The following is a 15,900-nucleotide window of genomic DNA, read 5'->3' as shown; positions in this document are numbered from 1 at the left end:
TATCCGCAATACCCGTCGCATCCGCATCCTGATGAGCAGTGCCTGCCCGCACCAGGAACTGTTCCAAACTGTAGCCTTCCGCCTGAACTCCTCGTAACCCCGCCGGAGTGCTGCCCCGGCATGTTGATAAACAATGGGGGTTGGGGGAAGTGTGCCCGCAAGGCGTGAAATCAGATCGAATCAGCCTGTTAACTGCCTGCGATTCCGTAATCGGAAAATCTCCGCGGAGATTTGGCCGAATCTGATGACTCATGAAATATTCAGGCTAGCGGCCTGATAAATGCACCGTTCTTCTGATCATGCAGAACGGTCTTTTGATAGCCCCAATAACGCTTTACGAGTGTGTAAAAGTGGCTACCAATTGTGTAGGTGCCGAATATCCCATACCTTGCCGGCAACGCAGCGTTTAGTTCGTCATCGTCTTTGCCTTCGTAATTTACGAGGCATTCTCCTGCATCGCACGGGAACCGTCGGCACCAGTAATTGAATGCACTCTGCTCGCCACCTTTATAGGGATCTCGCTGACCTGCATTCTTGTTAGGAGCCATTGAAGCCTCGCAAGCAGAAAAACCTGCTTTTACCGGGCAATCCATGAAGATTGTCTTTGCAATGCGAGTTTGATCCGCCGAGTGCAAATGAAACAGCTGGCTGACAAGGTTTTCCACATCCCGGCCCAGTCGCGGCAGGGGGTAACTATCCCCCCCAGCACCTTTATCAGCGAGGTACAACATAAACTGCGCTTGGACATAGTTGCTCTCTTGAATAGCCGTTCGAAAATCGCTCTGCTCCTGCGGCGAAACCAGATCCCAACGGAGCTCAATAAAATCCCAGATTGCGGCCTCTGCGGGCAGGAAGTAGTTCAGGGCCTTCGGAACATCTTCCGTAGGTATCGACAGTGAAGACATTGCAGCATATACATCCGAAGAACCGGCTATATAGTCCTTAATCTTGTTACGGCTTGCAGAGTGCAAACTCCGGTGATTTCTGGACACATAACGCCATAGCAGGGGCGCGTCCAGCACAAGAAGATGGATATAGTCAGGCACCGCTGGATCCGGGCACGAAGTAGAGAGCTGCCGCCAAAGAGTATCTGGCAGACCCTCTTTAACCTCAGCTAATTGCTCAACAGGCCTTTTTACCCATTCCTCCCAAACTAGTGGGAGCACCTCCGCAGGCAAGGGTGCCGGCAAAGATTTGAGCCCTGAAATAAATCCGGAGGATTCCAACTTCCCCAACGACAGACCCAAACCATCAGGAAATCCGGGTTGGAGCAACGTAGCAAGAGTCAGGTGCGCCTCTAACTCTTCATTTTTCCTGATATATTCTTCTATCCTGGCAACACGATCAGTTTCCTCAACGTCATAATATTTGTGAAGATACGTTTTAAGCACCGCTAGGCTAGGGGATATCTCTGGAAGGAAGTCGGGAACTAGCTCGCAAGGCTGCGCGCGCATCATTCTGTTACAAGAATGCTGATCGAGATCCTGAGCAAGGCGCGCAACGACTTCGGGGCGCTCTACTAAACTATTCCAGATTATCGACCAATCATTATCGGTGATTCCCAGCGCAATTTTTGCTAAGACAATTAATACCTGGTCTTCATCTAGCGAAGCGATTTCGGAGAATATTTCTTTCGAATGCGGAGTATATGCAGCTACATCCAGCCTTTCGGGAACTCTTTCTGAAGGCTTTGCCAGCATAAATAGCTGCTTACCTTCAGTTAGCCCATTCCGACCACGACCAGTATGGAGGTAGCACCTTGTGACGGAGCCTACCGTCCTGGAACTCTCCTTCAGGTGGATGTTAAAACCGACATCCGCGCGTGTACGACGACCAACGTCTCCAATTTTTAGAGCTACACCTTCCTGGCGGCAAAGGTCTAACAACGACCGAAGACTAACCTCCATGTAAGCCAACTTCCTGTTCTAGTTATTTGAGAATATGTCTACTGCTTTCTTTTTTTCATATGCATCCTTCAAACTAACGCGGATGAACTCTACCTCCTCAAGAGACATCAAATTCACACTTAGGATGTCTGATGGCGCACCTTGGTCAGCCCCCTCCTTGAAACCATAGCCCGCTTTCAAAGCGCCAATATCCGTTATCATGTAGCGGTCATGGAAGTACTTGTCTGGAACATGCGTTACGCGAAGGCTAACGCCTTCTGGCATCAGACTCGCGTATTCTCTGGCATAGACCTCGCCAGGATCTGCTGTCTTAACAGCTGTAACTAGATGTACCGAAGTAAGTGAGCTACACCGCTCAAGTCGACCACACATCTCGATGAGGGTTTTATTTGAGGAGAATGAAAAGTACTGATCAACAATCAGAAGCTCCTTGCTCATATTTAGCAATAACTCCAATGCGTCGACAATCGCAACAGAATCCCTCCGAAGCATCAGCGATGGCCCTATCTCCCAATCATCAGACCCATCAATTACTTCCATGTGGCAAATTGTACCCTCCCGATGGTCTTCTGAAAGCGTAACCGAAAATTCCCTCAGACTGCATTGCGCGAGCCACCAATCCAGCCAACAATCAGCAGAAAGCCCGCTTCTATCACCCGGCATTGCGAAGTGTTCATTGCTGCGGTTTTTCGCCAATTTATTGAGAAAGTTCGTTACGGACTTCTTCTTTACTGGTGACATGTCCGACTCTTTTGCGTAGTAAAATGCTTCCCGAGCCCATACGCGCATATCAGCAACCAAATAGCGGCCCTTTTCGTAGCCTGTCTCCCGTTTCAACAGAAAATAATACTCTTCGTGGCCCATACACTCAGGATTTATCGCGACTTCCTTATACATCAGAACAACTCATCATCGCGTTCCTCGAAGAATCCCTGAGGCCACTCATCGAGGAAGTCTCCATCCTCACTCACACGAAGCCGAGAAAACTTTGTTCCTTTCTTGGCTGGCTCCACATAATGGACAGCGAGGTGTTCAGGATATAAATAGTCTCTCCTGGCCATATTCGCGGCCTCTGTCTCGCTACCGGAGGTAATCCTTGGGAAGGCTCTTTCAGAGGTTATCTCAATATCCTCGTCTTCTTCCGGCGCTATAGACCTGTCAAAGTCAACATCAAAGGACTCGGACATAGATACTGATTCAGAAACTATCACCGGAATCCCTGACGCCATGGAATCCCTGACTCTCCTTAGCAGTCTCAACATCAGGTGCTCACTGTGCGTTTCCAGCAAGAACTGATTGCCGGAATCCAGGGCATAGCGAATAAACATGTCCGCTAGCTCGGTTTGAAGTCGCGGGTGAACATGCAGTTCGGGCTGCTCGATAGAAACCAGAGCATCGTTAAAATGCACGCTCGCTACAACAACAGGAAACAGCTGTGAGATACCCACGCCGATGTCCTGAGGCATCACGCTGAGCCCGTTCTCTGAATCTCGAAGCGTTACTCGGGTCTTTTCGGGCAAGTCTTCTATCAAACTTATTAGGCCCCTTGGGTTAATAACATCGCTGTCCAGGAGTTCGTATATCGGACTATCGTTCGGAAGCTCTCTGAACTTCTGTAAATGAACCTGATAACCGGAACCCAGACAGTTTTCTCCGAGCCAATAATTGATTTCATCAATCGACTGCGGTTCCATTCCCGGAAGTAACTCCCATGCAGCTAGCCCCTTGGCCCACCTGGAAGTGGTTTTTGTCTTTGGCACCTCAATTTGACGTGGTGGAAGATCCCGAAGTGGACCGATGTAATTCATTCCTTCCAGTACCGAAGAGAAGCACGCTAGCGGACCGCAGATCGCTGTGTCCAGAGCCCTACGGAGCAACAGTCGAACGGCTCGCTCATAGGAGGCATCCATCTCCCCTTCTTCATATATCTTGGACCAGGCGTCATCTTCGAAAACAAGTCCTGAAATAAAGGAAGGGAGAGCGCCGTCCTGATTTCGAAGGTTGATGGCGACCTGGTCGACTGACGATCGGCCGGCTGAACTAGTAACCAGTGATCTGACCCGGCGCTCCAGGTCTGCGGCGCGACGTGTGGATCTATGGCCCAGTTCCTCGAGCAGTGTCTGTAGGACTTCCTGACGTGGCAGGTCTTCATCATCAATGAGATTCTCAAGCTCTTCGATCTTGAAGGAGGCATATGGTCGGCCGCCACCGGCCAAATCACGCATCCCGCGGGACGAACGTTCAACGATAGACTGGCTTAGCGATTCCGAAAGGATCTCGTATAAGCTCCGATCATCGTCCAGAAAATCTAAAGGATCCTGGAAAAAGTGAGACAACAAGGGCATTTCATCGATATAGACCTGGCGTCCGTCAGTTGTGGAACGTATTACAGCCGTTAACTCACCATCGAGCTTACAGCTGTACATCTCGACATAGGGTCTTGCCCGGTCAGCGCTCCAGCGAATCTGCATCTCGATGTCGATAGATTCGAGATCAACGAAGAGATCCTCCAGCTGACCAAAGCCAAACTCTTCCAACGATTCCGCTTCATGCTCGCTTGTGAAATCAGGAAGGTCTGAGGCGTCTACTTCCAGTGTAACTCCCAAGCCGATCGCTACATCCAGATCCCGGCCATGAACAACGTTCTCAAACCCTCCCAGGTCCAGCCAATCACCACCGAGATCGGTTGTATCGGGGTCCAGATTGCCATGCAGGATCGCCTCTCTCGCGAACACGAGCGCCTGAAGTACCGTACTCTTGCCTGCGCTGTTAGGACCAAACAGTAAAGTAATAGGTGCAAAGCCAATTTCCTGCGTATCTGCACCGATAGATTTAAAGTTGGAGAGCCTGAGAGCCTTTACTTGAGCCATGATTTCCTATCGTGAGCCTATTCGCCCTTCGTGTAATAACCACCCAACGTAGGACTGGAGCTGTGCCCTCCGGCGGTTATTTTCGCAATTCCGCCACTATCAAGTATGCGCTTGCGGGCGCCACCCAATGAGACCGCGATTCTTGGATAGTCTGCCTCCAGGTCTGGATACTCTTCTTCCAACCAGGTCGGAAACTCTTTTGTCTGCACGAGCTTCAATTTCTTCTCGTGCACCTCTATAGTCCCCTCCGCGAGGGACCTCACCATTGGGAGTGATGCTCCACCACCGGTCAAGGCCAAGCCCAATGCACCGTGTGGAGCGCCCTCGATCCAGCTACTGTCTATCCGATTCAAGATCTCGTCACGGCATGCCTTCAGTGAGTCGCCGAAATTCCTGACCTGATCCAACGACATAAAGTCGTCCAGCATGACAGAAACCAAGTCGCCGGTGAAAAGCCGCACGCTGACTTCACCGTCTTGAAAGAGACGCTCCTTATAGTCTCTTAGATCGAGTTCCAGACTGCCCAAAATGTTTACCCAGTGCTCGTGCCCTGAGGTTACGCCAGCGTTCTTCAGAATAAGACCACGAAGCAGGGTATCCAGATAATTACCTGCCTCTGTAATCCCCTGCGATGAGTTGTTTACTTCTAACGCAACGCTCTTACCCTCTTTCTCATCGAAGTGCATACGATAGAGACTGAAATCGCTGGTGCCGGCGCCCACATCCACGACCATAACCAAAGAATTGACCCGCTTCTGCCAACTCATAATGGAGCCCGCGACACCCAATGGCTCAGTGATCGCCTCCTTCAGGAATGAATATGTTCGTTCAGTATTTCGTAGTTGAGATACGGCCTCCACAAATGTACTCAGTGGAATACCTTTCTGCAGTGTACTGAAAAATGTATCAGCCAGTATTTGAGCATCTCCAAGCATTTCCCCCAGGCGCTGCGCCATATCGGTAGACTTGGCACCATTAAAACAGGGCATGGCGAATCGGCGCGGTAAATTTCTCGGTTCCTCAATATCTTCCAGGCAGTGATTAACTGTCCAGGTTAGAAACATTAGGTAGGCGAGAACCATATCGCCATAGGTAATCTCAATTTCTGTCGGATTGAATATGCCAGTGACAACACTATTCAAGCCATCTCCTTCGACGGATAGGTAATGCTTGATGTTATCGAGCCGCTTTCTCCCTTCCTCCAGACGAGATCGCTCTACCGCCATCTGGCCAAACCATAGTAATCCATCACCGTCTATGAACACTGACGAAACCAACATGGTGAAGCTGACCTCTTCCTGGTCGCCCGGCACACCGAGTTTAAGAACTTCTATGTCTTCATAGTCGCGTTCTGATGTGGCATCCCTTACAAGCGCCACCTTTGACATGGCTGTACCAAAATCAAGGCATAAACGCCGGTCTTCAGGTGGTTCGGGTAGACTGAGAACGCTAGTATCAAGTTCAAACACCGGAACTATCGGTGTCGGCTCTACCGGTTCTTCGATCTCGGGTGCGGGCGTAGGCTCAGGTGTGAATATGGGGACGGGCTTTAGTGGTGCGACTGCTGGAGCAGTGGGAGCTGTAACTGGTGCAGCCGCGGGGACTGGCGTACCATCAATCACCGCAAGCGCCAGCTTCAACGCAGCCATTTCGTCGTCCGTCAAACTACCATTTAATTCGTACTCGTCATCACCCACCTGCCGAATGCGCTTCAGCAGGTTCTTCAACAGTATTTTTGCCTCAATAGCTTCCAATGCTCACTTCTCCTTGTGTCTATTCGACCGGCGACACGCGCGGCTTGACCAACACCTTGATCTTGCCACCAAATTCCTTTTGAATTCCGTCGCGCTCTACCTTTACTTTTCGAATACCTAGCTTGTGTCCTCCGAGCATCTCGTACTTCAGAGGCTTGTACTCGACTATCTTTCCCTTTTCATTCATGTGTTTGAGCTTGCGCATTGTCGCTAGCTGACGAGCAGCGATCGCTATCTCGCTATAGCTCCCTGCTGCCTTCTTCACAGTTTCTGCCAGAGGTGGATCAGAGATCTCGAGAAACGGAACCACAGCCCTCTCTAGCTTCTCCATAACTGTCTTGCTTTCTTCAACATTGATCAGCAGAGATCCAATCTGCTGATCCTCAGGGTTACCCATAACCTGCTCGACAACGCGTTGACTTTTCTTCAGCTCTCCGGCCTGCTCCCACCAGAGCTTAGTCTCTGGTATCAAGTCTTGAGCGTCTGTAAAGTGCAACGTGATTGCCGGCATAACTCGTTCACGAGAATCATAAGCAGTAACTAGTACGCCCATTAAAGCAGGATCTTGTTTGTCCTGGCGTGCCAGAACCAGAGCGGCTTCTTTAAGCGCAATACGCACTTTATCTATGTTGTTTGAGCTACGGAGAAGGTCAGTCCAGCCCTGCCTACCGAACGCATCCCTGGCACTACCCAACATGCCATAAGTCGGGGAAAGCAAGGCATTTGAGAAACGTAACTCAATGATACGTATCAGCATGGTCAGCGATTCATCGAGAATACCGGTGAGAACTTCCTCTCCCACATCCTTCTTGCTGCTTTTCACAATATCTGAGAACCAGTTTGCCAGCGCCAGGCCCGCGTCGACACCTACTTCGCCCTGCCACTCACGAACAATTTCACTGGATGCGCTCGTTATCCGGCGGATACGCTTGTATCGTGTATCACCCCCCTTCAGTTCACTTAATTGACTGAGAGCAGGTTGATTCATTTGCCAAAAGTCAGACAAAGAGCCTGCTTCGCGTAGTGCTATCGACAAGAGCACGCGACGGGCTTTCTCTGATGTATCAATCAGCACCGACTGCTGGTGGCAGTAGTCGACCAGCCAGTCGGCTTCAATAGCCGCGAAGCTCAAGGACGCATAGTACTTTTCATCACCATCGGCCAAGGTCTCGATCGGCAAAGGCGTAGACTCAAATAGCTCAGAGATGCGCTCAAATACCACGGCATCACGAGTACGAGCTACAGCAGACAATCGCCCCAGAACCGCCGCCGCTAGCAGCCGATTCTCATCATCATCACCATCTCCAGCTAAAGCCAGATCCATAACAGCATCACTGATAGTCGAAAGGTTTTCTTCCTTTATGAGAGCCTGGATCCTCTGCTTTGCCATCACCTGCGTCAGCAATCGATTGACGCTTCGGAGATTATTGGCTGATTGAATGAACTCCAGCTGATCTTCTACGCTTTCAGGCATTTCAGCTTGCTTATTATTCACGGCTTATAGTTCTCCTGAAAAAGCCTTCTGGCTCAGAGCGTTGAACAATTCCATTCCCTGGCTTCTTGAGTCTTCGAGATAGAAGTAGCCTTTTTCGAGTCTATTTTTGATTTTCAGGAAACGTATTTGTTCTTGGTACTTGGGCAAAGGAACTTCGAGTTCTTCAATACGAAACAGTGCAAGCTTCGGCTGGCTTGTAAGCATTGTCTTAGCCTTTATTTGCCTTTGAGCATCTGGTGTACTAAGCCAGAACGCCAAGTATTCATTACAAACCGAGCCCTTATCTCTTATGACAAGCTTTGCCGCGTTTTCAGTGAGGTTAGACCCAGAGAGTTCAGCAGGCACGATTCCTGCCAGCCCAATTGTTCCAGCAATCGAAATGTACACATCCTCGTGAGAAATGACATATCTACGGATCTTTTTGTGTGTTGCTTCCGAAATATATTTCAGACCTCTAGTATCAATTCCTCGGTTCTTGAAGTCTACTACGCGAAGATAGGCGTGATTTGTTTTTGAATTTGCGTATTCCTCTCCTTTTGGGAGTCGCTTACCGCCTTTTACGTCGCAGATTTCCCCTATCGTGACCCGCGGAAACTTCCCACCTCCAAACATATCCAGAAAAACAGCGCGCAAAAATTCGTCTGCGAGCTGGATGGTTTGCTGGCGTTTGCGGCGGAGGTTGTTAGCTTTGTTGAGAATGGCGGCGATGCGTTTTTGCTCTTTAAGTGGTGGCAAAGGTATCTTAAATTTTTTGATGAAGTCAGCCGATACCCTTTTTTGGCCGGCTGCGCCAGACATGGAGTGTTGACCATAGAACCTGAAAGAATTGTTCCATACAAGATAGAAAAGATACTTGGCATCGAGCTCGTCTGGGTTAGCTCTAATCACATGAAATTCTGTGGAACCAAATCCTACTTCATGGGAAATTTGTCCGGCATGCAGACATTTCCCGTTTTCGAAACAGGGCGTGATCTTGGCAAGAAGGACGTCCTGTCGTGTGAAATAGGTAAACCCCTTCTTCGTTTCGGCCAGAACCCGGTCTTCTTCAGACAGTAACTTCCCATCCTCAGAGACTGAAGCCATACCAATGAACGAAACGATCTGAGTCTCATCTATTCCTTTTGGTAGTCTAGGATTTACCTGCGCCACCTTGTCAATTTCTACCAAAGGCCACTTCACAGCAGTGCTTCCAGCTCTTTCAGACTGTTCTGTATCTCATTTTCCAAACTCATCAAACGACTCAGAACTTCTGAAGGCGGCTCGTACCGCGCCTCCTCATAGGCAACCTCTTTATATCGATTGATGGAGAGGTCGTATTTATTATTTGCAATGTCGGCCTTAGCTACAAAAAATGCTTTAGCGGTCTTATCGTTCCATTGCTCAACCGATTTTCCTGCGGCAACCCTCTCACTATATTCCCTCCATTGACCCACCAGGTCCGGTAGATCGTCACTATCCTCTCCGCTCAATTTTGTTCTTTTGTCATCCAGGGAAAATCCATCCGCCTGCAGGTCGTAAAACCAAACCCGATCCGTCTGGCCACCTTTGGTGAAGATCATCACCGCGGTACTCACACCCGCATAGGGCTTGAACACCCCACTTGGTAGGCTGACTATCGCTTCCAGCTGGTTATCGTCGATTAGAGTCTTACGCAACTGTTGGTGAGCCTTTGAGGAGCCAAATAAAACACCATCAGGCACGATTACCGCGGCCCTACCACCCACTTTGAGCATTCTAAGGATCAGTGCAACAAACAGCAGTTCCGTCTTCTTGGTTTTAACAGTACGGAGAATTTCAGGATCGACATCTTCCTCATCCAAGCTGCCTTTAAAGGGTGGATTGGCCAGCACCAAATCAAAGCTCTCTCTCGCCGAGTCGGGGAAACGCTCAATGAAACCCAGACTGAGGGTATCCTGGTAATGAATATCCGGCTCGGTAACGCCGTGCATCACCAAATTCATAGCGGCGATGCGCAGCATGGTGGCATCGAAGTCGAAGCCGTGAAACATGTCTTTGTCTACATGCTCTCGGTGGTCAGCCAATAGATCGCCGGTGTAGATGACTTGTTCCTGCTCTTCGCCATTTTCATCAAGGACAATCTCTCGGATAGTGCCGTCCTTTGAGCTGTACTTCTCGAGCATGAACTCGTAGGTCGTACTCAGGAATCCTGCCGTCCCACAGGCGGGATCGCAGATACGGTCGGTTGCCGACGGGTCCATCATATCCACCATGGCGCGAATAATGTGCCGCGGTGTACGGAACTGGCCGTTAATGCCCGCAGTGGTGAGCTTGCTCAGGAGGTATTCGTACAGATCACCCTTGGTATCGCCCTGGCTCAGGGGGAGATCGTTAACCATGTCGATAGCCTTTCGCAGTAGCGAAGGCTTTTGAATCATGAGCTGGGCATCTTTCATAAACTCGGAGAAGAGGGAGCCTTCGCCGCTGGACGTCTTGAAGAACGGAAATAGCTCGTCGCGCACCACTCGCAACAACTCGTCAGCAGACTCTATATGCCGAAAGTTCTGCCATCGCAGGTGCTGCTGTTCGTCGGAGAAACGATGGCTGAAGGTTTTCCCGGATCGCTCGGCCCGCTTCTCGTCGCTAGTCTCGTTCATGTCTAAAAGACGGGCATACATCAGGAAGGTAATCTGCTCGATCACCGTCAGGGGGTTGGTTACACCCCCCGTCCAGAATTCCACCCAGAGCTTATCGATCTTGCCTTTCAATGCGCCTGTAATCATTGTCTTCTCTTTAAACTGCTTGCTGTCTGGCTAGCCCAGGCAACTTAATATTTAGCGTTTGGGTTGTTCTACAATCTGCTCGGATACCGGCAGCTCTACTTTTTTAACGGGTTGCTCTGCCTTGACAGTAAACCCGGCGACAAAACCCGCTATCAGGTGTGCCTGCTCGTCCTGGAATAGCCCATCGATACCATCGGTATGCAGTGACTTGAACGGCTGTTCGTAGAGGTCGGCAATCGTCATATGTCCACGGCGACAGATTTCACTTTCCAGCAGGCCAAGGAAGCGCTGTTGCATCGCATTCAGCTTGATGTGATGCTCCTGAACAAATTCGGTGAACTGCTGTTTGATCACGCTAATATCCAGGCCAACGATGGTACGTAGAAGCTGATCCAAACCGGCGGTCGAGTCCGGAAAGAACTCTGCGAGCAGGTTAAGGTCCACACGGGGGTTCTGTGTATGGACCATCGCGTTCAGCTGAGCCAGCTCAGCTTCCGTTACTGGCTCCCCGGCACGAATCTTTTGCAGCACAGGGTCTTTCTCGAACAGTGGCGTCAACGTTTTCTCAACTTCCTGCCGGTATATCTCGTAATCCACTGTGCGTATATTGGTTTTTCGCTCCTCAGTCAGGTACTCGCCCTCATGCTCCTTGATGTCCAGGATCATCAGGGGCTGTGGGGGTGGCGTTGCGCCCTTGTCGCGCAGATGAATCACTCCACGTAGGCTTTGCCGCTGCTGCTCGAAATCATCGAAAGCCGCTACTTGCCAGAAATCGTCCTGCTGAATCCGGTTGATCTCCGCGGCCTTGCTGCGAACCTGATTCAGGTGCATGGACAGCGTTCGCACCTTGCCCAGTATCTGATCCTTAACCGGATCGAGGAGGCCGGGCTGCGCCATGCGGGCGTACTGCGCATTGACGATGTCCAGATCGAACTTGAGGGCCTCGCTTTGTCCCTTGATGTTGCGCCACTGCATCAACGGGGCCATTTGATCAAACAGTAAGCCCTTGGTCATGGGCGCAAACTGGTGGAGAACGTCCACCTGGCTCAGCTGTTGCTTGAGTGTCCAGTTGTCTTTGATGGCGATATTCTTATCGTCGAGGCTGTCGATATCCTGCTTGATCAACAAGACCATCTTGCCAAAGGCGTCCATTTCACCACGTTTCAACGCTTCCTCAGCGAAAGTAAGCCTCGCCTCGAACAGCTTCTGGCTGAGCGACTTGCTTTGGCGAGGGTCTTCCTCTTCCGGTTCCATCTCGAAATATTCGAAGTTGGCCCAGTGGTCGAAGATCAGAAACTTTGACTTGTCGTCGCTGCCGTCAGTCGCGGAGCCATAGAGGTTCGGGCAAAGACGCGTGCCACGGCCGATCATTTGCCAGAACTTCACCTTGGATTTCACGGGTTTGGCGAACACCAGGTTCAGCACCTCAGGGACATCGATACCGGTGTCCAACATATCGACAGAGATGGCTATGGTGATCTCGCTGTCTTTGCCGTCGGTAGCCTTGAAATCGTCGATTAGCTCCTCGGCGCGCTCGAACTTTGAGTGGATCACGCGGCAAAAGTTACCTCCGTATTCGGGGTACATCTCTGTAAAAAGCTCGGCCAACAGGTCAGCGTGCTGGATATTGCGAGCAAAAATGATGGATTTCCCGAGGGTCTGGCCATCTGCCAATCGCTGACCACTCTCCATCAGGTTCTTGAGGATGGCGCGGTTGGTGTCTTTGTTGAAAACGGCCTTATCGAGGCTGGCTGCGTTGAAATCCAGCTCATTGGGATCGATGCCCTGCTCTTCCAGCTCGGCGATCTGTTCATCGCTCAGGCTGTGGCCCTGGATACCCTCACGCAGGAACTGTGTGGTGTGGCTGACCACCTTGAAAGGGACCAGGTGGCCGTCCGCCACCGCCTGCTCCAGCGGGTAGTTCGCCGTGGGCATTTTGTAATCACAACCGAACAGTTGGCTGGTTGACCGGCTGATCATCTCTACCGGAGTGGCAGTCAGGCCCAGCTGAAGTGCATCGTAGTACTTAAAAATATCACCGAAGACGTTATAGATAGAGCGGTGAGACTCATCGGCGATGATGAGATCAAAGTAACCTGGATCAAACTCTTCCATGATGCGCATCATGCCGGGGTATGTGGCAATGTATAGCTGAGCCATCCCTCGATCGGCCTTCTTACTCTTACCAACAATATACAGCGGCTCACTCAGGAACTCGTTGTATGCCTTGCCGGCCTGCTTGCGCAGCTCCTTACGGTCACACAGGAACAGCACACGCTTGGCCCAGCCGGCATCAATCATGCGCTTGGTGAGAGCGATGGCAACACGCGTCTTACCCGTACCTGTTGCCTGCACCAAGAGCGCCTTACGGTGGTTCGCAGTAAAGCGCTCACATACGCGGGTGATGGCTTCAATCTGGTACATCCGCCCGGCGATATCCGTATCGATGGGGGTGGCGTTCAAATCCTTACGGGTAATGCGCTGGCGAATCAGGTACTGCAGGCTGTCTTTGCCATAGAAGCTGTACAATTTTCGCGGCGTAGCCTTCTGTGCATCATCCCAGATGTAAATATCGTGGCCATTGGTGTAGAAAATCACCGGGCGCTGGCCATGCGCCTTTTCCAGGGCGTCCGCATAGAGTTTGGCTTGCTGTCGCCCCTTCTCGGCATTCTCTCGTGTGCGCTTGGCCTCGACAACGGCCAGCGGCTTGCCATTGTCGTCATACAGTACGTAATCACAGTAGCCGATACCCGATTGCGTCGGCTGGCCATCAACCTCGACTTCGAACCTGACTTCCTTGGTGTCTTTGCCTTCGACGAGGTCGATATCCCAACCGCGGCTGTGAAGCTCGCTATCAATCAGGCGCCGGCGCGTCTGGGCTTCGTTGAGTTCGAGAAGGTTCTTTGCAGCCTCGTTGGCCTGTTTGTGCCGGGCAACCGAGGCATCATCCAACTGCTGTTTCAGCTTGGCCGCTTCCGCCTGCGCCTGTTGCTCCGCCTTTTGGGAGGCTTCGAGTTCGGCCATGGCCTGGTCAAATCGGGCCTGATGTTCAGCCAAACGCTTCTGCAGGGCTTCGGCTTTCTTGGCAGAGAGCTTCTCTGCTGGCTGCGGCTCCACGAAGGGCTGCAGGTCTGCCTTATCGCCCTTCTTCAGCGACAGGAGTAACCAGGAACCCAGAATATGAGCTTCTTTCAGTAACCACAGACTGCTGCCTTTACCGAACTTACCCTCGTGTGCAGCTTTATTACCTTCCTTGCGTATGGCATGCAGCTTGTCGATGATCGCGGAATCAACTACAGATGCGAACGCATTGTTCTCCAGGCGATCGATGAACTTGTCATTGGGGTAGCTGGGCAGAGACCACTCGCGATAGACGATACCCACCAGCTTCTCAGCAAAGCAGCGCAGCTTGATCAACGCACTCTGGGGGTCATCGAATACATACTTCTCCGCATGACCGCCCAGGTTCGCCAGGTCTGGCCAGTGAGGTCGAAGCATCTCGAAGTTCTGTGACGTCATAGGTTCAATTCTGTCCATGCTGCCCCTTGAGCAAGGGGCATGCCAACTATTCCTTTAGTCCTACATCATCCATCCACTTGTTAAGGGTCTGATAGTTATTCAGCCCCAATTTTTCAGCGGATTTCGTTTTGTTATTGCCCGTCTCCGCGAGGGCCTTCTTGATGTAGTGCCGCTTTAGGTCTTTGATAAGATCTTGAATATCAAAGGTATTATCGAGACTTCTACCCAATAAGTCACCAGCCTTCGCAGGGCGCTCCAGTAGTGCCTCCCTCATTTCCCTCTCCGTTATGGTCTCTCCTCGAGACCACACGCTGGCACGGGTAAGACTCGCTTGCAGCTCTCTGACGTTACCCGGCCAGCCATGTGACTTGATAACATTCATAGCCTTGGCAGATAATTTTTTATGTTTATAACTGGAATCAAGGTCCAGCTCTGCTTCATTTATCGCCTGCAGGAAAATATCCGTTAGCATCATCAAATCCCCCTCGCGCTCTCGCAAAGGAGGGAGATTGATCACCCCCACCGCGACACGATAGAAGAGATCTTCTCGAAAGCTCCCCTCTACGACCTCCGCCATAAGATCGCGATTAGTCGCCGCTATCACGCGGACATCGACTTTGGATTTACCCGTATCGCCTACTCGATTGAAGGTGCCGTCATTTAGTACCCGCAAAAGACGCACCTGGGTATCAAGGGGCAACTCCCCGAACTCATCAAGAAATATCGTGCCCCCATCTGCCTCCTTGAAACGCCCATCCCTATCTGCGATGGCCCCGGTAAATGCCCCCTTCTTGTGCCCGAACAACTCGCTATCAACAAGTTCGTGAGGAATGGCGCCACAATTCACGTCTATGAATGCGGAGCCTGCCCTTGGGCTCGCTTCGTGAATTGCTCGAGCAAATAGCTCTTTTCCCGTACCAGATTCTCCAAGGATCAACACAGGAATATCGCGCTGGGCTGCTCGCTGCGCTTTAACGATCTGATCCTTCACCACAGGGCTTTGCGTCTTAATTTCGTCGAATGCAGGCGGGACATCCGTTTCCCCAGAAGCCAATCGACGGAGTGTCGCGTCTGATTCAGCGAGAAGGCCCGGAATGAAATCTGCCACTATATCGAAGGGCACCTCCACATCACCCACCCCCGCCTCCGGGGAGGACTGAAGCATCGGCAATTTGTATGTCGTCTTACAAAGCAACAACCAAACTGCGTGCATCTGAGGCGTGCCAGGGCTTACCAGTACTGAAACCTGATCTCTATCGAAACCTTCCATCACGCTAGCTAGCAAGCTATTGGCTGCTGAATAGATATCACCGTAATGAACGGGGCTTTCGAGCGAGGCGCGATGCAGACCTATGAGAATATCGACACCAAGCCTTTCTTTTACTTGACCCACAAGCCAATCGGCATAGGGCACCACCTGTTCCTTATCGTAGTTGTAAAGAAGCTCTACTTTCCGGTGCGGCCTTTCTAACAATGTACTGAGAATAGGCCCCAGGCTTTCGCCCCCAGTCGCAGGGGCACCCAAGTCATTACCACCCACCCAGGTAACAAGTACTTCCTTCGTCATTCTCCCAGCTCCTCTTATCAACAATGGGGCTCGCCAGGCACCCCCAT

Annotated in this window: 9 protein-coding genes; all 9 read right to left on the bottom strand. The window is 51.1% G+C overall.

Annotation, left to right across the window (positions count from 1 at the left end):
- Nucleotides 1-260: 260 nt before the first annotated feature.
- A complete protein-coding gene (locus DWB85_RS12475; RefSeq protein WP_117955094.1) occupies nucleotides 261-1,700 on the bottom strand; it encodes a hypothetical protein in 1,440 nt (479 codons plus the stop codon).
- 225 nt (nucleotides 1,701-1,925) lie between these two features.
- The gene (locus DWB85_RS12470) at nucleotides 1,926-2,804 is read right to left on the bottom strand and encodes a hypothetical protein (protein WP_117955092.1); all 879 of its coding nucleotides are present in this window, start codon (nucleotides 2,802-2,804) and stop codon (nucleotides 1,926-1,928) included.
- A complete protein-coding gene (locus DWB85_RS12465) occupies nucleotides 2,804-4,777 on the bottom strand; it encodes an AAA family ATPase (RefSeq protein ID WP_117955090.1) in 1,974 nt (657 codons plus the stop codon). Before DWB85_RS12465 ends, DWB85_RS12470 begins: the two co-directional genes overlap by 1 nt.
- A 17-nt stretch (nucleotides 4,778-4,794) precedes the next feature.
- On the bottom strand, nucleotides 4,795-6,531 hold the full coding sequence (locus tag DWB85_RS12460) for an acetate and sugar kinases/Hsc70/actin family protein (protein WP_117955088.1): 1,737 nt from the start codon (nucleotides 6,529-6,531) through the stop codon (nucleotides 4,795-4,797).
- Nucleotides 6,532-6,550: 19 nt separating this feature from the next.
- On the bottom strand, nucleotides 6,551-8,026 hold the full coding sequence (locus tag DWB85_RS12455) for a hypothetical protein (protein ID WP_117955086.1): 1,476 nt from the start codon (nucleotides 8,024-8,026) through the stop codon (nucleotides 6,551-6,553).
- Nucleotides 8,027-8,029: 3 nt separating this feature from the next.
- A complete protein-coding gene (locus DWB85_RS12450; RefSeq protein ID WP_117955083.1) occupies nucleotides 8,030-9,205 on the bottom strand; it encodes a restriction endonuclease subunit S in 1,176 nt (391 codons plus the stop codon).
- Entirely contained in the window at nucleotides 9,202-10,767 is a 1,566-nt protein-coding gene (locus DWB85_RS12445; RefSeq protein ID WP_117955081.1) for a type I restriction-modification system subunit M, read from the bottom strand. The genes DWB85_RS12450 and DWB85_RS12445 overlap by 4 nt, the downstream gene beginning before the upstream one ends.
- Nucleotides 10,768-10,818: 51 nt before the next feature.
- The gene (locus DWB85_RS12440; RefSeq protein ID WP_117955079.1) at nucleotides 10,819-14,304 is read right to left on the bottom strand and encodes a DEAD/DEAH box helicase family protein; all 3,486 of its coding nucleotides are present in this window, start codon (nucleotides 14,302-14,304) and stop codon (nucleotides 10,819-10,821) included.
- Between the two features lie 28 nt (nucleotides 14,305-14,332).
- Nucleotides 14,333-15,853: a sigma-54 interaction domain-containing protein gene (locus tag DWB85_RS12435; RefSeq protein WP_117955077.1), complete on the bottom strand. Its 1,521-nt coding sequence runs from the start codon at nucleotides 15,851-15,853 to the stop codon at nucleotides 14,333-14,335.
- Between the last annotated feature and the right edge of the window lie 47 nt (nucleotides 15,854-15,900).

Source organism: Seongchinamella sediminis (assembly GCF_003457605.1).
Taxonomy (GTDB): domain Bacteria; phylum Pseudomonadota; class Gammaproteobacteria; order Pseudomonadales; family Halieaceae; genus Halioglobus; species Halioglobus sediminis.
This window is presented reverse-complemented; position numbering and strand designations above follow the sequence as displayed.